A 19,042-nucleotide genomic window follows, 5' to 3' on the forward strand; every position below is an offset into this window, starting at 1 on the left:
GACCTGCTTAATGTTGAATCAAGCGGGATCACAGTAAAAAATCCTTTGTTCAAATATAGAATTGATGAGGCGCATCGCATAAGGTTGAGAAATCAGAAATTCATTGGTACAGTAGCAACCTCCTATGATTATATCGAAAAAATTTTCCAGATCCCATTTTTACTCAAACCCATCGATGACAAAGGAAAAGACCAGCTGATCGAATCCCAGCTCAATATAACAACCGGTAAACATGATTCTAAAATAGAAGATACCATCACTATTGAGCAACCAAAAAACATTGAGGTTGAAGAATCGAGTAGTCAGTCGAAGAATCAGGTGAATAAAGTTTCTCCTGTACAAACCTCTTTACGACAAACTGTTATCACAAACGCTCAACCCAAAGTAAAACCTGTGCCTGGCAAATCACAAAAGAATAAAGAAGCAACTAAACTAAGATCAGCATTGCTTGAGATATCCATTGATGAAGTCAGGTTTATGCAGGGCATTTCATTCCTGATAGGAGATACACCAAGAACGATCAAGCGGTATGTCAATATCTACAGGGTAATCCGTATTCATCCTAGATTTGCATTTGCCGACAGCAACGAGCTTGAGCATTATGCTGCCGCTATGGTACTCCTTGCCATGGTCACCGGAATGACTGATCAGTCTAAAGATTTTTTTGACAAATTACGGAACGACACTGTATCAGAAACATTTGGGCAGTTCCTCCAAACCTGGTTGGATGCTCCAGGTAACAGTGCACCCCTTCTGGTAACCCTGGTCGAATCATTGGATAAAGAAGAAGCCTTAAAAGATTTGAGCAATATTCACATCGATAAGTTTAAGATCAATCTCGACCTGGTTTCAAGGTTTACGTTCAGGAATTAGTTGGAGGCTTCTCATAGCGTTGAACATAAAATCAAAAGATAACTTCCCGTGAGATAACAGGGAATATTTGGAAAAGGTGTAAAACCAGGTTTGTATTCCGAACGTAAAATCGGAATATGTTGTATGACTCCTTTATTGACTCTGTATTCTGAAATGAGCCTCAAAATTTGATGATGTTCTGCACGAAATGATAAGCTTCTAAATTTAAGGAAGAAAACGAAATTTATTCAGGCTATAACAGGTTGTCGGACACTCCCTCCTGGTAGGATAAGTTTTACGATAAGAATAGGTGTGACACACTCATCATTGACTTTGATCTGCGATACCTGATCGGAACTATGAATAGGATCAACTGCAGTCTGCCGTTGAAAATCCCTGATAAGGAACCGTTTTTTGGTTACATTTGCCGCTTAATTTTAAACGATGAAGCCGGAAAGAAAGAATTTTGTATTGGGCGCCTCTGCCGTAAGTTTAGCAGCTGTGTTGTGGGGTTTCGATGGTATTGTTCTTACACCGAGACTTTATAATCTCGAGGTGAGTTATGTGGTTTTCATCTTGCATCTTTTTCCATTCCTGTTAATGAATTTCGTGCTTTACAGGGAATATCGCCACCTCCGGAATTTCACCGCATCCGACTTTACGATATTCCTGCTCATTGCCTTGTTTGGCGGTGCGTTTGGAACCCTTGCCATTGTCAAGGCACTCTTCCTGCTCAATTTCAACCACTTGTCCATTGTTGTTTTACTGCAAAAACTTCAACCCATATTTGCTATCCTGCTCGCAGTTATCTTTTTGGGTGAAAAAACCGGTAAAAATTTCCTGGTTTGGGCCGGGTTAGCCATGATTGGTGGTTATTTCCTCACCTTCGGGCTTGCTCTGCCCGATTTTGAAACCGGTGGGAATACGCTAAAAGCTTCTTTGCTGGCGCTGGTGGCCGCCTTTTCGTTTGGGAGTTCAACAGTATTTTCAAAAATGATACTCGGAAAATACAGTTTTGTTACCTCAGCATTTTACCGCTACGGCTTCACCAGCCTGATCATGTTGATTATTATGCTTGGTTTTGGAGACTTTGGGCAATTTGCAGTAACCACGAAAATTAACTGGCTCTTTATTGCCATCATTTGCCTCACTACCGGAACCGGTACAATATTTCTGTATTATTACGGATTAAGGCAGGTTAAAGCCATCATGGCTACCATCAGCGAATTGATGTTTCCGGTCTCTGCAGTGATTTTTGACTATATTTTCAATGGAAGTCTTTTTACTCCTGTGCAGTGGATAAGTGCAGCAGTGATGATATTTGCAATCATCAAACTGAATATGAAACCAGGAAAAGCTGCCAATCACTGAAGAAGCTTCAAACTTTTTTTCCCGGATAGATTTGACCAAAAGAGAAAGATATATCTTTGCCGCCTCAATTTTGCGGATGTGGCGGAATTGGTAGACGCGCCAGACTTAGGATCTGGTGCCGGAAGGCGTGGGGGTTCGAGTCCCTTCATCCGCACAAATTAAAAAGAGGCTCTCTCCTAAGTCTTTAAAAACGATTTTCAACTTTCGTTGGAAATCCAGACTCCTGAGATAGCCTCTTTTGCTTCTCAATCAAACCAATCCATTAATTTTTGCTGGCGCTGCTTTTGCTTTTCAGGAGCACGTCGTCAATCACCTGCTTAAGCGTGTTCTTGGGCAATGCACCCTGTGCCATCTGCGGCTGCTCATTTTTTGGGCAGAAGAGCAGGGAGGGAATGCTGCGGATTCCGAAAACAGCCGATAATTCCTGTTGTTCTTCAGTATCCACCTTGTAAATATTGATCTTCCCTTCGTATTCCTTTGAAAGTTCTTCAAGCACCGGTGCAACCATCTTGCAGGGGCCACACCAGTCGGCGTAAAAATCTATCAGACAAGGGAGTTCACCCTCGAATTTCCATTCTTTGTTTTGCTCATAATTAAAAACCTTCAACATGAAGGTGTCTTTGGTTAAATGTTCCATGTGTTTATTTTGTTTTGTGTTAATTCGACTCAATACTTAATTATTTCTTTAAGAGGACTTCATCAATGATCCTGGTGAATGTCTCTTTATCTTTCAACCCTTTGTCCATTTGTGGCTGACCTTCCATAGGAATATAAAGAAATGCAGGGATGCTCTGCACCTGGAAAACACCGGCGAGTTCACGTTCGACCTGGGTGTCTATCTTGTAAATCTTGATTTTTCCATCGTACTCCACCGAAAGCTCGTCGAGAATGGGAGCCACCATACGGCAAGGACGACACCAGTCAGCATAGAAATCAATGATAGCCGGTTCTTTGCCTTCATAAACCCAGGTTTGCGGGTTCTTCTCGTAATCCCAAATCTTTTGTTTGAAGGTCTCCTTTGTAAGGTATTCAATTTTTACGCTGGTTTTGTCATCAGGTGAATTACCTGCGCCGTTACCCGAAGTAGAGTTACAACCATAAGCAGCTAATGCAACAAAGGTCACAATGAGCAATAAGGAACTGATTTTTTTCATGTTTTATCGTGTTAAATGGTTAATTGTTCTGTCTTAATTCCGGCTGCAAAAATAATATCTTTTTTTATTTTAAATCGTTTAAGTATCACCTTTTAACTATTTTTGCAAAATAAAGTTCATTCAGGTTTTTGCATGATCTTGTTTTTTTTACTTAAGTTGTTTAAAAATAGCCATTTATATGAAAGATATCTTTTCACAATTAAAACAGGTAGAGTTTGAATCCATCTTCTCGGAGGATGAAAAATGCCTTGAATTTCTTGCCACGGAGAAATGGAAAGATGGCTATGTGTGCCGTAAATGTGGTCATACAAACTATTGCCAGGGTAAAACTCCTTTTTCACGCCGATGTACACGGTGTAAAACGGATGAATCAGCTACTGCACACACAATTTTTCATCGGTGCAAAATTCCACTTCACGAGGCTTTTAAGATTGCTTACCTGGTATGCGGACAGCCTGAAATTTCATCATACGACCTTTCCCGAACAATAGAAATACGCCAGATGACATGCTGGAAATTCAAGAAAAAGATTTCGGAATGCGTTGCTAAACAGGGTTTTTTGAACATGGTTGAAAATCAATAATTGTTTGGCGCCAGAAAATTCTAATCGAAGGGATATAAATTTTTACCACCGGTTTGAAAATATCCTTAGCTTTGTTTCTCATTTAAATATGGAATCGATGAGAACGTTTCAGCTCTTTTTCAAATCTTTGTTTGTTGGTCTTTTTTTCTGTCTTCCGGTATTATTGGTTGGTCAATACTCCCTCGACTTTAATGGTGGAACAGATTATGTTTTGCTGAATGGCGCCGACATTGCTCCACCCTGGAGTGTGGAAGTGATGGTGAACAAGAACGAAACCGACAATTACCAGCACCTGCTCACGGGAAATGACGGCAATAGTGGCATCCGGATCGAGCAGTACTGGGGTACGAAAGTAGGTTTTACCCATTCGGGAGTTATGGACTGGTATTTCAATTATATCTGTCCTATCGGGCAATGGGTGGCATTGGCCATCACCAACAATGGTACTTCAACAAAGCTTTATGTCAACGGGATGTTAAACAGCACGGTGAGCGCTTCCATCAATTTTCCGATGCGATGGATCAGTAAAAATACAACCGATGCATCGCTGAAAGCTAAGATTGACGAACTGAGGATCTGGAATATCGTGCTCAGCGATGCTGTTATTCAGCAGTATGCCGGGCAGCCTGTTGACCCCTCACATCCCAACTATGACGACCTGCGGCATTATTACAAGTTCGACGAGGGCAGCGGAAATACCTGTTATGACTCTAAAGGAACTTTACACGGAACTATTTTTGGGCCGGTTTACTATATTGACACCGACCACGACGCCGGTATCAGCAAGTTGGTAGCCCCTGAAACCACACCCGATAATTATTCATGGGCAGAGCCGCTGATTGTAAGGGTCAAGAATTTTGGTTCACAGCCTATTAATGAAGACTTTGATGTGACCTACACGATCCAGGGGATTGCCGGCGAAACGGTGACAGTAACTGCCGGAACAACACCGTTACCCTCAAATCAGTCAGTTGATGTGGAGTTTATGCCCATCAATATGAATGCATCAGGGTCATACAACTTTAAATTTTACACATCACTGGCCAATGATGAAAACAACAACAACGACACGCTAACCAAAACGCTGGTCAGCAATTCTACAGTGATAGGACAAATTACAGCTTTCTCTGCTGATACTTGCACTGCCCTGATCACCTGTGGCGCCGCTAAAGTAAGGGTGATATTTTACAAAGATGATATGTTTCGTATCTGGCTGGCGCCAAACGGAAATTTTTTAAACCCGGCAGGAAATCACATTGTAGCAGATTATGATTTCCCTTTAATCACCATCAATTGGACAGATGAGGGAAGCTACTATAAAATTACAACGGAAGAACTGACGCTCAGGGCTTACAAAAACCCATTGAGATTTGAGCTTTACCGAAACGATAATACTACCGGAATCTGGAAAGAATCTCACGGGCTGGATTTTGGAACCCGGACTTTTCAATACCTCGAGACGGATGAAAATGAATATTTCTATGGTGGTGGGATGCAGAACGGTTATTTTTCGCACAAGGGAACCAAAATCAAAATTTCCAAAGAGATTACCCATTGGGACGATGGCGCTGTACCCAACCCGGTTCCGTTTTACATGAGCACAAACGGCTATGGTGCTTTCAGAAATACTTTCAGCCCGGGAGAATATGATTTCAAAGGAGCTGAGTATATCGGTGCTTCACACACTGAATATCGGTTTGACTGCTTTTATTTTTATGGTCCATTGCTGAAAGAAATCCTGTATGGCTATACTGAGCTCACAGGCCGCCCTACGCTGATCCCGAGGTGGGGTCTTGAATTGGGCGATGCCGATTGTTACAACGTGAACGGACAGACCACCCCGGATGTAATTGAACTTGTAGCCGAGCCGTACCGGAATAACGACCTGCCAGGAGGATGGATTCTGCCAAACGATGGTTATGGTTGTGGTTATACCGATTTGCCCGTTCTAGTTTCGGAACTTCATGACCTGGGATTCTGGACAGGACTGTGGACAGAAAACGGTGTTGGACAGATTGCCTGGGAAGTAGGAACTGCCGGCACAAGAGCCTGTAAACTCGATGTAGCCTGGGTTGGTTCCGGTTATCTGAATGCTCTGAATGCCTGTAAAAGTGCTTACGACGGCATCGAATCGAACAGCGATCACCGGGCTTTTGTCTGGTCAGTGTGTGGATGGGCTGGTACGCAGCGCTACTCAGTGGTTTGGTCTGGAGATCAATCCGGTAATTATGAATACATCCGTTTTCATATCCCTACTTTTACGGGCAGTGGGTTGTCGGGTTACAATTATGCTTCGAGTGATGTGGACGGCATCTTTGGTGGCAGTGGCCCAAGCTATACACGTGATCTGCAATGGAAAACCTTTATCCCTGTGACTTACTGTATGTCGGGCTGGGCTGCCAGCGATAAACATCCCTGGAATTATGGCACAAACATCACCAATATCAACAGGACTTATCTGAAATTGAAAATGAGGCTTACTCCTTATATTTACACCTACTGCAATGAAGCCTGGGAGACAGGCACACCCATGGTAAGAGCCATGATTCTTGAGTTTCCCGACGACCCTGTTACACGTGATCAAACCACACAATATCAGTTCATGAGCGGCGAATGGTTGCTTGTGGCGCCTGTTTTCAAACCACAACTGATTCGTGACAGCATCTATTTCCCGGCCGGAAAATGGATTGATTACTGGGACGGAATTGTTTTTTTAGGGCCATTGACTTTAAACGGCTATTCAGCTCCTCTGGATAAGCTCCCTGTTTTTGTGAAAGCAGGAGCCATTATCCCAATGTATCCCGAAATGCTTTATGATAACCAATACCCGAAAGACCCGGTCACATTTGATGTTTACCCTAATGGGTATTCCGGTTTCGAATTGTATGAGGACGATGGTCTTACCAGACAACATAGGGAAGGCGCATTTGCGAAAACGTTGATCGAATGTGAAGGGCCGGCATTCGGAAGTGGGGGAGAGGTGACCATCACTGTTAACGAAAGCATAGGAAATTATGAAGGCATGCCAATATTTCGTTCAAATTTATTTGAGGTTCATCTTCACTCAAAACCGGATGGTGTGTTGCTGAATGAAACAACCCTGGTGGAATACCCAACCCTTGAAGCATTGCAGCAAGCTGAAGATGGCTGGTTTTATGATCCGGCGGACAGGCTGGGCATTGTCCATGTAAAAACTCAATCTTTACCCTTGAATGCTGCATTTCAGATAAAGCTCCTGTCTTTAACTTCCACACCGGATCAGAATGAAGGAAATTCAATACGTTTCTTTCCTAATCCAACCACCGGAAAGGTTTCAATCAGTGTTGGAGATGACCGCATTTTGGGTGTAAATGTTTACGATCTAAACGGAAAACTGATTACTCAAAAATTCAGTCATCTCCTCAATGGACACATTTCAACGATTGATTTATCCGGTCAACCCGATGGGATTTACTATGTCGAGGTAAGGACTGATCATGGATGGGTGAGCCGAAAAGTAAGTTTGGTGCGATAATGAAAATGAGTGGTTAAGTATTACCCACTGCTCATTTCAAACCCATTTATACGATCAATTCCCCAAGAAATGACGGTTCATCGCCTTCATTCAATGAAACCAGCCTGGCTTTTACAAATTCGTTAATGGGAATATTTTTTCCCCTGATCTTAACCGGCACGTAGTTTTCTCCGTATCCCTGTGCAATGCCGGATTTGCTTTTTTCGATAAGTAAGGTTTGTTCTTTTCCGATCAACGAGGAGCGGTAGTTCCGTTTTAGCTCTTCAGCAAGGTTACGGATCATCTCGCTTCTCGCTGTTTTCATCGCTTCCGGGATTTGTTCGGACATCCGTTCGGCACGGGTTCCTTTTCTGACCGAGTATTTGAATGTGTGAATATGGCCAAAGCCGATCTGTTTGCAAACATCAAGGGTTTGATTAAAATCCTCTTCAGTTTCATCCGGAAAACCGACAATCACATCGGTGGTGAAATTGAAATCGGGGTAACGGTTTTTTGTCTTGTTCACAATATCCATAAACCCGCCAACGGTGTACATCCGGCGCATTTTTGACAGTATGTTGTCTGAACCGCTTTGCAGGCACAAATGGAGGTGAGGGGTAAGCTTAGGGTGAGCAAAAAGATCAAGAAGCCGGTCTCCAAAACCCTCCGGTTCGATAGAGCCAATCCTGAGTCTGAAATCTCCGGGCAATTCTAAAATCTTCTCCACCAACATTTCAAAATCAACATCACCAGCTTTATAGCGACCAATGTTGACGCCTGTCAGGACAATTTCTTTAAAGCCAAAACCCACTACCTGTCGGATATTTTCCAGCACATCTTCACAAAGCCTGCTGGTAGCTCTTCCCCTCACTTTTGGGATGATACAGAAAGTACAGAAATTATCGCAGCCATCCTGAATTTTTATCCAACTGCGGGTGTGGAAGGTATTTTCGGCCGCCTGGTAGTTAAAAAGGTTTTGATCAGAACGTTCCGGATGGATAATTTCTCCTTTAAAATGTCCGTCAACAAGTGAAAAAATGGAACTTTTCTGCTCGTTTTCAACAAACCATATGAGATTGTCAGGATTACTTTCCAGCGTTTGCTTGTGATTGTTCACCATGCAGCCTGTAACAACAAGCATGGCGCCCTGGTGCTTACGTGCTGCCTGCCGGATCATCTGGCTTGATTTCTGGTCGCTTTGGTCGGTTACAGTGCAGGTATTGACCACCACCACATCGGCATTTTCATTAAAATCGACGACGGTGTATCCATTTTTCTGAAACTGAGAGGCCAGTGCATCGGTTTCAAACTGGTTGAGGCGACAGCCTAATGTCTTAAAAGTTATTTTTTTCACCTGGTTCCAACGCTATGTCTATCGATTGCATCCTCAATCAGCATCGAAAATAACTCCTTCAATGGAATTCCCATTTCGCCTGCCATTTTCGGAACAATGCTCTCCCCGGTCAATCCCGGAACGGTGTTTACTTCGAGGAAAAAGAGTTTTTTCCGGTTTTTGGAGTAGATGTAATCAAAACGCACAACTCCATGGCAATTCAGTTTTTTGTAAAGGTAGGCTGAGGTTTCTTTGATTTCCAGTTCAAGCTTCTCAGGAATGGGAGCGGGGAGGATTTCTGAGGCGAGCGAGGGGTCGTATTTGGCTTCAAAGTCAAAATACTCTTTCTTGCTGATGATCTCGCAGATTGGAAAAACATACATCCTGCCCTGCGTCTCCATCACGCCACAGGTAAGTTCACGGCCTTCAACAAATTCTTCTATCAAAATCTCCGAGTCCTCACGAAAGGCTTTTTCGATGGCCGGCATGAGTTCTTCCGGTTGTTTCACTTTACTCATCCCCACGCTCGATCCGCCTGCGTTGGGTTTGACAAAAACCGGCAGGTTCATGCTTTTGAGGATGGATTGTGGTTCAATCTTATCTTTTTGAAAAAAATGTACGGAGGGCGAAATGTTGGCGCCAAAACCTGCCACCACGCGATTGCAAAGGTTTTTGTTAAATGTTAAGGCCGAAGTAAGGCTGTCGCAGGAGGTGTAAGGGATGGAGAGCATCTCGAAGTACGCCGGCAGCTTGCCGTTTTCGCCCGGTGTGCCATGTATCGCACAAAAAACACAGTCGAAAGTGATCCTCCGGTTTTCAATAGTTACGCTGAAATCGTTTTTGTCTACTTGTATCCGCTTCCCGTTATAATCATAATACCAGTTACTTCCTTTGATTGTAATAAGCAATACTTCATACAAGCTGGGATCAATGGCGCCGGCCACCATTTTCCCACTTTTTATCGAAATCTCAAACTCACCGGAATCACCTCCGGCAATTACTGCAATTTGCTTTTTCATCCTGTCAATGATTAATTGATTTTTCGTACGGAATGCGCTTGATGATTGACCTTCCGAGGGTAACCTCATCGGCATATTCCAGTTCATCGCCAACTGACACACCGCGTGCGATGGTGGTTACAATCACGTCGAAATCTTTTATTTTTTTAAAAATGTAAAAACTTGTGGTGTCGCCTTCGATAGTAGCAGATAAAGCAAGGATCACCTCGCTGATCGTCCCTTCGGCAAGCCGCCTGCCCAGCATTTCGATGGTCAGGTCGCCAGGCCCGATGCCGTCCATCGGCGAAATAATACCGCCCAAAACATGGTAAAGCCCGCTGAATTGCGAGGTATTCTCAATGGCCATCACATCCCGGATGTCCTCTACCACGCAAACCACCGACCGGTTGCGCTTGTGGTTGCTGCAAATGTCGCATACATCGCGGTCTGCGATGTTGTGACAAACCTGGCAATGCATGATGTCGTTACGCATTTTCAGCAATGCATCGCTGAGCAGTGCAACATCATTTTTGTCGCCACGCAGAAGGTGTAAAGCAAGCCGAAGTGCTGTCTTTCGTCCAATTCCCGGCAGTTTCGACAGCTCATCCACAGCATTTTCCAATAATTTCGACGAGTAAGTGCTCAAGAAAAATTCGTTTGTTTGTCAGGTTGCAAAAGTAACTTTTTTTGAGGCCTGACTGAAAATTTCGGATCGCAGCGATGATTGCGGTTTTCAATAAATAGCGCTGTTTTTCGTTCGATCTTGAAAATATCATTTCAGATGAATAAACCCGGCATCTTTATTACAGCGCTATTGGTTTTTGCAACCGTTTTTGTTTTTGCTCAAAATGACCAATCCATCAATCAGAAAGATGAGATGGGCAGGAAACAGGGAATCTGGAGGCAGACGGATGAAAAGGGCAAGCTTCGTTATGAAGGTTATTTCCGCGATGATATTCCCGAAGGGGAGTTCAAACATTACTATGAAGATGGCAAAATAAAGGCTGTTTCGGAAATCAGCGGGAATGGCAGCTGGTCCTACACAAAAACCTACCATCCGAACGGTAAGATGATGAGCGAAGGCCTTTACGTTGATCAGAAGAAAGACAGCCTTTGGCGCTTCATGGATGAATTTGAAAATCTTCTCACAACCGAAACCTATTCAGCCGGTTTTAAGAACGGCGAGATGAAAGCCTTTGATCAGGATGGTGAAATAGTGGAAATTTTGAATTATTCTAACGACATAAAAGAAGGTGAATGGAAGCAGTTTTTCAGAAATGGAAAACCTAAGCTGGAAGCTAACTATAAGGAAGGGAAGCTTTCGGGCCTGACAAAATATTTTTTCATGAATGGCATCATAAGTTCAGAAGGAAATTATCACGAGGATCTCAAAGAAGGGCGCTGGAACCATTACAATGATGAGGGGGCACTTATGCTCACCGAAGAATGGGAAAAAGGGACACTGATCAGCAGCGAAAAACACCTGGAGGAATAGTCAGCTTAAACACATCTCAATCAATCCCAGCCAGCGTAATTTCAAACTTTTAACCTCACAAATCACCACTTTGACTTACATTTGCTCAAATTTTGAATCACCATTCATATGGATGAGTTTAGTCATTCGATAGCCTTTGTTTTAGACAGCAGGGTAGTAAAAATTGATTTTTCCGGAGGCGGGAACTTCAAACCATCCACCACAGTGCTGAATTACCTGCGCTCACTCGACAATCACAAGGGAGTTAAAGAGGGCTGTGCCGAGGGAGACTGTGGCGCCTGCACTGTTGTAGTGGCCGAGCCGAATGGGCGGGGCGGACTGGAATACAAAAGTCTCGATTCCTGTTTGCTTTTCCTGCCGATGATCCATGGTAAGCAATTAATTACGATCGAAAATCTTGCACAGAATGACAATGGCCGCCTGTTGCTCCACCCGGTGCAGCAAGCCATGGTGGAAGCCGGTGGTAGTCAGTGTGGCTACTGTACCCCGGGAATTATCATGTCGCTGTTTGCACTTTACAAAACCCATCAAAATCCGGTCGAAGAGACAATTACAGATGCTCTCACCGGAAACCTCTGCCGGTGCACCGGCTACCGACCAATTGTTGACGCAGCCGCAAAAGCATGTTCCGGAGACCATTCCGATCATTTTTCATCAACAGAGGATGGCATTGTTGATTTACTCAACGAGTTGAATCAGAACAAAAATTCCCTTGAATTAAATGCCTGTGGCCAGCTATACCTAAAACCCTTCTCCTTTGATGAAGCGCTCCGGCTGCGCAGGTTACACCCCGATGCCCTGATTGTGAACGGATCTACTGATGTAGCTTTACTTCAAACCAAGAAAAAAATCCATCTTCCAAAAATCCTTGATATTTCTTCGGTAAATGAATTAAAAATGCTCGTGGAGGACGAAAATGTTGTTGCGATTGGCTCGGGTGTGGTGTTACAGGAAGTGCTTGAATTTTGCAAATTCAGGCTGCCGGTGCTGGCCGACATTTTAGCGGTGTTTGGCTCTCTTCAGATCAGGAACCTGGCGACGCTGGGAGGAAACATCGGTTCGGCTTCGCCAATCGGGGATACACTGCCGGTACTCGTGGCGATGGAAAGTAAAATCAAACTGGCGGGTGAAAATCATCAGAGGGAAATTCCTCTGGAGCAATTCATCACCGGCTATCGCAAAACAGACATCAGGTTGGATGAGCTGATTACTATGGTAATTATTCCAAAACCTGCAGGCAACGAATTGATTAAGAGCTACAAAATTTCCAAGCGCAAAGACCTCGATATTTCGTCGGTTTCGGCATGTTTCAAGCTTGTGTTCGACGATTACAAAACCATCCTGAAAGCAATTCTGGTTTATGGAGGAATGGCCGAAATGACCAGGAGAGCAGAAAAAGCAGAAGCGTATCTGGTTGGAAAAATCTGGTCAAGGGATGTCGCGGAGAAAGCTGCGCAGCTTGTTTATCATGAATTTTCGCCAATTTCCGACGCACGGGCCGACGCTGACTCACGAAGAATAATGGCTAAAAATCTACTGATCAAGTTTTGGGTCGAAACTAAGGATATCTAAACTAAATCACCTGCGATGGAAACAAAAAGCAACCCGATACCTCACGAAAGCGCCGTTGGCCATGTTACCGGCCAGGCAGTTTATGTGAATGATATGCTTGTTGGAGGGAAACTTCTGCACGGTCATGTGGTTTACAGCCGACATGCCCATGCAAAGATCAAAAACTTCAGTCTCACTAAAGCGCTTGAAGTTGATGGAGTGGAAGTCATTTTGTCGGCAAAAGATATTCCAGGTGAAAACCAGATGGGACCGGTGGTTCACGACGAGCCTTGTCTTGCTGCTGATGAAGTGAATTTTATCGGGCAGGCCATTTTTTTGATTGCTGCAAAAGACGAGGAAACTGCACTACAAGCAGCCAAACTGATTGAAATTGAATACGAACCCCTGCCTGCAATTCTCGACATCGAAAGTGCAATGCAGTCAGGTAAACGGTTAAGCAGTGATCGTAAAATAGAAACCGGTGATGTGAATTCCGCATTCAAAAACGCTAAAAACATCATCTTTGGCGAACTAAAAACCGGCGCTCAGGAACATTGGTACCTCGAAACCCAGTCCTGCCTGGCCATCCCCGGCGAAACAGAGGAAATGCAGCTGTACAGTTCTACGCAGCACCCTGCCGAGACACAAGCTGTTGTGGCCGAAGTGCTTGGCATTCCACGCAATGCTGTTACTGTCGAAATGAGAAGAATGGGTGGCGCCTTTGGAGGGAAAGAAACCCAGGCCAACCACGTGGCTGCCTGGGCGGCTTTGCTCGCCAGCAAAACAAATAAGCCGGTCAAAATCCATCTGTTCAGGGACGATGACCAAATTATGACAGGCAAGCGACACCGTTTTCTGTCGTTTTACAAAGCCGCTTTTGATGATGACGGCAAAATCACTGCGTTGGATGCCTGCCTGAACTCCGACGGCGGCGCAGCTACCGACCTTTCCAATGCGATCCTTGAACGGGCGCTGTTTCATATTGATAACGCGTATTTTATCCCAAACCTGAAAGTGATTGGTACTGCGTGGAAAACCAACCTGCCATCCAACACAGCCTTTCGCGGGTTCGGTGGTCCGCAGGGAATTGCAGTGATTGAAACCGTGATTGATCGCATTGCACGCCAGTTGAAGAAAGATCCGGCAGAAATCAGAAAATTGAATTTATACAAAACCGAAAAAAATAACATTACCCACTATGGTCAGAAGGTAGAACTGAATCGCCTGGGAAATATCTTTGACCTGATCGTCAGAAAATCGAATTATCATCCACTAAGAAAGCAGGTGGATCAGTTCAATGCTGAAAACGAGTTCTTTAAAAAAGGACTGGCACTTACACCGGTAAAATTCGGCATTTCGTTCACCACTTCATTTCTCAACCAGGCCGGTGCTTTAGTAAATATTTACCAGGATGGTACTGTGTTGGTTAACCACGGTGGAACCGAGATGGGGCAGGGGCTGCACACCAAAATTCTTGACATCACAGCCGCAGAGCTCGGATTGTCATACGACAGGATCAGAATTTCGGCCACCAACACTTCCAAAGTTCCCAACACATCAGCAACTGCGGCATCATCAGGAAGCGACCTGAATGGAATGGCGGTGAAAAATGCCATTGACAAACTAAAAGCCCGTCTTTTGCCCGTCGCTTTCAGGTTATTATCAATTGGCGGACACCTTCAAAGCAGCGCCGATAGCCTGGTTTTTTCGGAAAATAAGATTTTCAGCAAAGACAACCCCGGACAAAAAATCGGATTTGATGAACTCGTAAAAGCTGCCTATTTTAACCAGGTAAGCCTTAGCGCCACCGGATTTTACAAAACGCCGGATATTCATTTTGACAAGGAAAAGGGGAGGGGAAATCCGTTTCACTACTTTGCTTTTGGCATGGCCGTTTCGGAGGTGCTGCTCGACACGCTGACCGGCCACCACGAAATCCTGAACACTTTCATTATCCAGGACACCGGAAACACGCTGAACCACCAGGTGGACATCGGGCAGGTGGAGGGAGCTTTTATACAGGGTGTGGGTTGGTGCACTACCGAAGATATGAAATGGGACAAGAGTGGGAATCTTTTAAATCATTCACCCGACACATACAAAATTCCCGGGGTTCGGGATATTCCCAGGGAATTTCATGTTGAGCTGCTCGCCGATGCCCCTAATCCTGACACCATCAGGAACAGTAAAGCTGTAGGGGAACCTCCGTTTATGCTCGCTTTCTCCGTCTGGCTGGCAATCAAAGACGCCATTTCGGCTGTGGGAAATCATGAGCTTGAGCCCGATTTTCAGCTTCCTGCTACCAATGAAGTCATTTTAAAGGCGATCGAAAAGATCAGGAATGGTATTAAAACCTGAGTCTTGGAGCTAACGCCTAGCCTGTAAATGCTGCAAAAGTCAATTACTGAATTAAAGAATTGATGCCGGCATTATTGCATTTCCAGGTATGTTTGGTGCGGTTTTATCTTATTTCAAAATTCAAATTTCTTTTATTCGCTAGATAATATTCAACTAATCTTTTTTTAAGGTCTGTATTTATTTGCATTTCTAAATAACACATTTGACGGACTTCCTTTAAGTAGCTATCAAAATCTTTGAATTCTTTCCTTTTTGCGCTAGTCTGAATTTGTAAGAAACTTTCAAAATCAGAATAAAAATCCGGTATCTTATTTTTCGACATGTAAAATATGATTGCTTCTATGGTAAATGCTTCCAATAATAACAAATCTTTACTTGAGTTACCTTCATTTTGTCCATGGATACCGATACAGATTTTATACAAAATTGTTGTATCACTCTCATAAACATCATAGCAATAAAAAAACCTGGATGCAACTTCCATCATTTCTTGTGTAGTAAAGGAATCATTCCTCAAATCCCATGTAGTCAAATTATTTGGGGTTAATGCACTAAAGTATAATTGAACGGAATCTGATCTGATAATCTCATTGCAAAACCTCTCTGCAATTAAAGCCGTATCAGGATATAACTGTTTTATGTCTTGTAGCTTGTCTGAATACTTTAGAAGTAAATATTTGAAACGTATATCATGTGCCTTGACAAATCGGCCAAAAACAGTTTTTCTTTTTGTATTTACATCAATATGAAAATAAAGACTGTTCTTGTCTCCATTTTCCCGCTCGGTAAAATCAAGAGAGAAATAGTCACAGTAATTCAATGGTTGTGTAAAACTCTTATTAGTCTCCAATAATATTAATAAAATTATCAGCGCTTTCATCTTTTATTATCGAAAAATCTTACCCAACGTTAAACACTTTATTCATCTTTTTCAGGCAAAGTTAACCAAAAAACCGGATGTTCAGATTTTTGTTGGATGATTTTAAATGGAAGGAAGAAGCGCAGGCAGGCGCCTAAAATAACCCTGGAATCGAAAAAATCAGGAATAAAAAAACCTGGCCAATACTCCATCGGCCAGGTAATCCATGTTTTTATAAAACAGAAACTTACTTGCTTTGTTTCTTTTTAAAATTAAGTCCAATCTTCAATAATGATTTCGGATAAACGTTCAAAATCGCTTACGTTTTTTGTTACTAAAATGAAATTGTTGAAAATGGCTGTTGCTCCGATCAGTAAATCAAAGTCGTCCAAAATCTTCCCTTTTGTTTTCAGTCTGGCTTTTTCTTTTGCATAAATTTCAAGTGCAGGAAAAATCGGGAGTATGCCAAATTTTGTTTGAAACGTTTCAAGGATTTTCCTGTTCTTTTCTTTGTAAGTGCTCTTTTCTACTCCATATTTCAGTTCGGCAATCGTTATTTCAGAGACAAGACAATTCTCAATTCCAGCTTCATTAATTTTTTCGTCAAGATTGTATTTCCCATTGAGAAAATAAGCACAAATATTGGTGTCTAAAAGATACTTTTTCACAAGCGAACTGATTTACGGTTGAAATTTCTATCTTTTTTCAGTCCTTCAATAAATTCTTCTACAGGCTGGTCAAGGACTAAAGCACCAAACAATGACTTCCAGGAGTTATCTTTTGTCTTTTTCGTGGTTGTCATTGAATTTGAAAGTCGGGCGATAAGCTCCAACTTATCGTCATGGCTCAGGTTTTTCAGTAACACATAGTAGCTGTCAACCAAGTTTGTATTTACATCTAAAGTATTCATTTTTATAGTTATTCAATTTCCGCAAATTAAATAAAAATTCTTTTAAGGTTGTTCCCGTTTTGTTGTGGAAAAATAATGCTTTGAATTACTCCATCGGCCAGGTAATCTATAATTATATAAACCAGAAACTGATCTTCTGTAATAAGTAACCGAAACAAAACAGTTCTTATTTCCCGGGACAAACTTTCACCACACTCTCTTTGATGTTTTTGTGGCCGTAGTTTTTATCGAAAGCGTCGCTGAATTTTTTGGCAAGCATTTTTGCCTGTTTGTCGTAAGCCTCTTTGTCTTTCCAGGTGTTTTTTGGCCAAAGCATTTCATCAGGAACGCCCGGGCAGCTTTTTGGTACATCCAAATGGAAAATTTTATCCCTTTCGAATTCAACTTTTTCCAATTCTCCTGAAAGTGCCGCATTCACCATTTTGCGCGTCAATGTCAGGTCAATACGACTGCCGGTTCCATAGGCGCCGCCACTCCAGCCGGTGTTGATCAGATAAACCTTGGTATTGAATTTCTTCATTTTCTCACCAAGCATCCCTGCATACACATCAGGATTTCCGGGCATAAACGGTTGTCCGAAAAATCGCGAGAAAGTAGCCTGAGGCTCTGTAACGCCAGTTTCCGTACCAGCCAGTTTACTGGTGTAGCCCATCAGGAACCAGAGCATAGCTTCATCTTCATTGAGTCTCGAAACGGGAGGTAACACGCCATAGGCGTCTGCTGTGAGGAAAAGGATGGTGGTCGGGTGACCGGAAACTGAGGATTCCTTGATGTTTTTCAGGTAGCTCAGCAGGTATGATGCTCTTGAATTGGGGGTATAACGCGAGTCGTAAAAATCGAAACGACCATCGGGATAGATCATTGCATTTTCCACAATTGAGCCATGGTTCAGATAATTGTCCTTGTGCATCACAGCGTCGTAAATATCAGGCTCTTTGTTTGGGTTGATATCAATCATTTTTGCATAGCATCCAAATTCAAAGTTGGCGATACCATGATCGCTCCATCCATGCTCGTCGTCGCCAAGCAAAGCGCGCGACGGATCGGCAGAAAGGGTGGTTTTTCCTGTTCCCGAAAGGCCTAACAACAGCGCTGAGTCCCCATTCGGACCTTCGTTTGCAGAGCAGTGAAGCGGCAAAATTCCTTCAAAAGGCAGCAGGTAATTCATTACGGTGAAAATCATCTTTTTCATGCTTCCCATGTAGGCCGAGCCGATTACAATCCCTACGCGGCGATCGAAGTCGATGGCTACCGCCATATTTGAGGTTTTTCCGTTCTCAAGCGTTCTGAGTCTTCCTTTGTACCTGTCCGGATCAAGCTTCCTGTAAGGGATGCAGATGAGTTCAAACCCGTTATCGCAAAAAATACTTTTGCTAATGTCTGCAGGGATCGGGCGGAACATATTATCAACAAAGAGGGCATGCAAAGCGCGGGTAGTGACCACTTTAACGGGTAGAGCATACCTGCTGTCGGCGCCGGCCACGCGGTCGATAACATAAGTTTCCGGATGCCCCTTCAAAAAATTTAACGCATCCTCAAAAAGCATATCGAACGTTTCCTCGTCGATGGGTATGTTATTTGGAGAGGTCCAATCGATGGTATTTTCGCTTGACTTACGTCGAACCGACACTGTGTCTTTGGGCGAACGGCCTGTGGATTCTTCCGGGGTCCACATCGCCAGTGCCCCTGAATGTGAAACGATTGCCTCGCGGTTTTCAACAGCCATCCTGATCATCTCACTGCGCGCTATGTTTCTGAAAACATTACCGTGAGCCTCAACCGTTGCGTGGAGTTTTTCCTTCAAATTGTTGTTCATGTTCTTTACAAGTTTGAAAAATGAATATAAATTATTGAAATTATTTAATGTGTTTTCTACTTAGTAATGGGGTTGCAAATGTCCTATTTTTCGTTCATCTGTATTTAGAAATCACAAAAAAAAGAGCAAACAGACAAAAGGAAAAAGAGTTCATAAAGTACTTGAGGTTCTTTAAGTAGTGCCAGCAAGAAAACTCTAAATGTTGAAAATCAATGAGTGCCCCAACCCTAAAGGGAGCATTGATTTTCAACGATTTACTCCCTTTAGGG

General features: G+C 43.2%; 16 protein-coding genes and 1 tRNA gene. 8 read left to right on the top strand and 9 right to left on the bottom strand.

Annotation, left to right across the window (positions count from 1 at the left end):
- From IH598_05245 to IH598_05255, 3 genes are all read left to right on the top strand, one after another.
- A partial coding sequence (locus IH598_05245; GenBank protein ID MBE0637905.1) for a hypothetical protein occupies positions 1 to 873 on the top strand: 873 nt, incomplete at its 5' end.
- A 423-nt stretch (positions 874 to 1,296) separates the two neighbouring features.
- The gene (locus IH598_05250; GenBank protein ID MBE0637906.1) at positions 1,297 to 2,223 is read left to right on the top strand and encodes a DMT family transporter; all 927 of its coding nucleotides are present in this window, start codon (positions 1,297 to 1,299) and stop codon (positions 2,221 to 2,223) included.
- 72 nt (positions 2,224 to 2,295) lie between these two features.
- Positions 2,296 to 2,377, top strand: a tRNA-Leu gene (locus tag IH598_05255).
- A gap of 108 nt (positions 2,378 to 2,485) precedes the next feature.
- On the opposite strand, the gene trxA is transcribed toward IH598_05255, so the two are convergent.
- Together trxA and IH598_05265 are read right to left on the bottom strand one after the other, a co-directional pair.
- Positions 2,486 to 2,860, bottom strand: coding sequence for a thioredoxin (trxA, locus tag IH598_05260; protein ID MBE0637907.1), 375 nt, complete (start codon positions 2,858 to 2,860; stop codon positions 2,486 to 2,488).
- Between the two features lie 40 nt (positions 2,861 to 2,900).
- The gene (locus tag IH598_05265; GenBank protein ID MBE0637908.1) at positions 2,901 to 3,377 is read right to left on the bottom strand and encodes a thiol reductase thioredoxin; all 477 of its coding nucleotides are present in this window, start codon (positions 3,375 to 3,377) and stop codon (positions 2,901 to 2,903) included.
- 178 nt (positions 3,378 to 3,555) lie between these two features.
- Here IH598_05265 and IH598_05270 point away from each other — a divergent pair, with 178 nt between their 5' ends.
- Together IH598_05270 and IH598_05275 are read left to right on the top strand one after the other, a co-directional pair.
- On the top strand, positions 3,556 to 3,960 hold the full coding sequence (locus tag IH598_05270) for a transposase (GenBank protein MBE0637909.1): 405 nt from the start codon (positions 3,556 to 3,558) through the stop codon (positions 3,958 to 3,960).
- A gap of 97 nt (positions 3,961 to 4,057) precedes the next feature.
- Positions 4,058 to 7,474, top strand: coding sequence for a DUF4968 domain-containing protein (locus tag IH598_05275; GenBank protein MBE0637910.1), 3,417 nt, complete (start codon positions 4,058 to 4,060; stop codon positions 7,472 to 7,474).
- Positions 7,475 to 7,520: 46 nt separating this feature from the next.
- Here IH598_05275 and mtaB read toward each other — a convergent pair whose 3' ends face one another.
- The 3 genes from mtaB to recR are packed head-to-tail and all read right to left on the bottom strand — an operon-like array spanning position 7,521 to position 10,430.
- A complete protein-coding gene (gene mtaB, locus IH598_05280) occupies positions 7,521 to 8,807 on the bottom strand; it encodes a tRNA (N(6)-L-threonylcarbamoyladenosine(37)-C(2))-methylthiotransferase MtaB (protein ID MBE0637911.1) in 1,287 nt (428 codons plus the stop codon).
- Positions 8,804 to 9,805, bottom strand: a complete 1,002-nt coding sequence (locus tag IH598_05285; GenBank protein MBE0637912.1) for a D-alanine--D-alanine ligase — start codon at positions 9,803 to 9,805, stop codon at positions 8,804 to 8,806. Before IH598_05285 ends, mtaB begins: the two co-directional genes overlap by 4 nt.
- A 4-nt stretch (positions 9,806 to 9,809) precedes the next feature.
- Positions 9,810 to 10,430 carry a recombination protein RecR gene (gene recR, locus IH598_05290; protein ID MBE0637913.1) on the bottom strand — a complete coding sequence of 207 codons (621 nt, stop codon included), beginning with the start codon at positions 10,428 to 10,430 and terminating at the stop codon, positions 9,810 to 9,812.
- A gap of 135 nt (positions 10,431 to 10,565) precedes the next feature.
- Between recR and IH598_05295 the strand changes: the two genes are divergently transcribed.
- From IH598_05295 to xdhB, 3 genes are all read left to right on the top strand, one after another.
- On the top strand, positions 10,566 to 11,279 hold the full coding sequence (locus tag IH598_05295) for a toxin-antitoxin system YwqK family antitoxin (GenBank protein MBE0637914.1): 714 nt from the start codon (positions 10,566 to 10,568) through the stop codon (positions 11,277 to 11,279).
- A 108-nt stretch (positions 11,280 to 11,387) separates the two neighbouring features.
- Positions 11,388 to 12,851 (top strand): xanthine dehydrogenase small subunit, encoded by a 1,464-nt coding sequence (xdhA, locus tag IH598_05300; GenBank protein MBE0637915.1) that lies wholly within the window; start codon positions 11,388 to 11,390, stop codon positions 12,849 to 12,851.
- Positions 12,852 to 12,866: 15 nt separating this feature from the next.
- The gene (xdhB, locus tag IH598_05305; protein MBE0637916.1) at positions 12,867 to 15,188 is read left to right on the top strand and encodes a xanthine dehydrogenase molybdopterin binding subunit; all 2,322 of its coding nucleotides are present in this window, start codon (positions 12,867 to 12,869) and stop codon (positions 15,186 to 15,188) included.
- Positions 15,189 to 15,291: 103 nt separating this feature from the next.
- Here xdhB and IH598_05310 read toward each other — a convergent pair whose 3' ends face one another.
- The 4 genes from IH598_05310 to IH598_05325 form a co-directional block, all read right to left on the bottom strand.
- Positions 15,292 to 16,068 carry a hypothetical protein gene (locus IH598_05310; protein MBE0637917.1) on the bottom strand — a complete coding sequence of 259 codons (777 nt, stop codon included), beginning with the start codon at positions 16,066 to 16,068 and terminating at the stop codon, positions 15,292 to 15,294.
- A 251-nt stretch (positions 16,069 to 16,319) separates the two neighbouring features.
- Positions 16,320 to 16,715 carry a type II toxin-antitoxin system VapC family toxin gene (locus tag IH598_05315; GenBank protein ID MBE0637918.1) on the bottom strand — a complete coding sequence of 132 codons (396 nt, stop codon included), beginning with the start codon at positions 16,713 to 16,715 and terminating at the stop codon, positions 16,320 to 16,322.
- Entirely contained in the window at positions 16,712 to 16,957 is a 246-nt protein-coding gene (locus tag IH598_05320) for a hypothetical protein (GenBank protein MBE0637919.1), read from the bottom strand. The genes IH598_05315 and IH598_05320 overlap by 4 nt, the downstream gene beginning before the upstream one ends.
- 166 nt (positions 16,958 to 17,123) lie before the next feature.
- Positions 17,124 to 18,773, bottom strand: coding sequence for a phosphoenolpyruvate carboxykinase (ATP) (locus IH598_05325; GenBank protein ID MBE0637920.1), 1,650 nt, complete (start codon positions 18,771 to 18,773; stop codon positions 17,124 to 17,126).
- Positions 18,774 to 19,042 lie beyond the last annotated feature (269 nt).

This window comes from Bacteroidales bacterium (assembly GCA_014860585.1).
Lineage (GTDB): Bacteria > Bacteroidota > Bacteroidia > Bacteroidales > 4484-276 > RZYY01.

Coding starts and splice junctions, on each gene's coding strand:
- IH598_05285 (MBE0637912.1), bottom strand. CDS start 9,805: ATGAAAAAGCAAATTGCAGTAATTGCCGGAGGTGATTCCGGTGAGTTT.
- xdhA (MBE0637915.1), top strand. CDS start 11,388: ATGGATGAGTTTAGTCATTCGATAGCCTTTGTTTTAGACAGCAGGGTA.
- IH598_05270 (MBE0637909.1), top strand. CDS start 3,556: ATGAAAGATATCTTTTCACAATTAAAACAGGTAGAGTTTGAATCCATC.
- trxA (MBE0637907.1), bottom strand. CDS start 2,860: ATGGAACATTTAACCAAAGACACCTTCATGTTGAAGGTTTTTAATTAT.
- xdhB (MBE0637916.1), top strand. CDS start 12,867: ATGGAAACAAAAAGCAACCCGATACCTCACGAAAGCGCCGTTGGCCAT.
- IH598_05265 (MBE0637908.1), bottom strand. CDS start 3,377: ATGAAAAAAATCAGTTCCTTATTGCTCATTGTGACCTTTGTTGCATTA.
- IH598_05295 (MBE0637914.1), top strand. CDS start 10,566: ATGAATAAACCCGGCATCTTTATTACAGCGCTATTGGTTTTTGCAACC.
- IH598_05320 (MBE0637919.1), bottom strand. CDS start 16,957: ATGAATACTTTAGATGTAAATACAAACTTGGTTGACAGCTACTATGTG.
- IH598_05325 (MBE0637920.1), bottom strand. CDS start 18,773: ATGAACAACAATTTGAAGGAAAAACTCCACGCAACGGTTGAGGCTCAC.
- IH598_05310 (MBE0637917.1), bottom strand. CDS start 16,068: ATGAAAGCGCTGATAATTTTATTAATATTATTGGAGACTAATAAGAGT.
- IH598_05275 (MBE0637910.1), top strand. CDS start 4,058: ATGAGAACGTTTCAGCTCTTTTTCAAATCTTTGTTTGTTGGTCTTTTT.
- IH598_05250 (MBE0637906.1), top strand. CDS start 1,297: ATGAAGCCGGAAAGAAAGAATTTTGTATTGGGCGCCTCTGCCGTAAGT.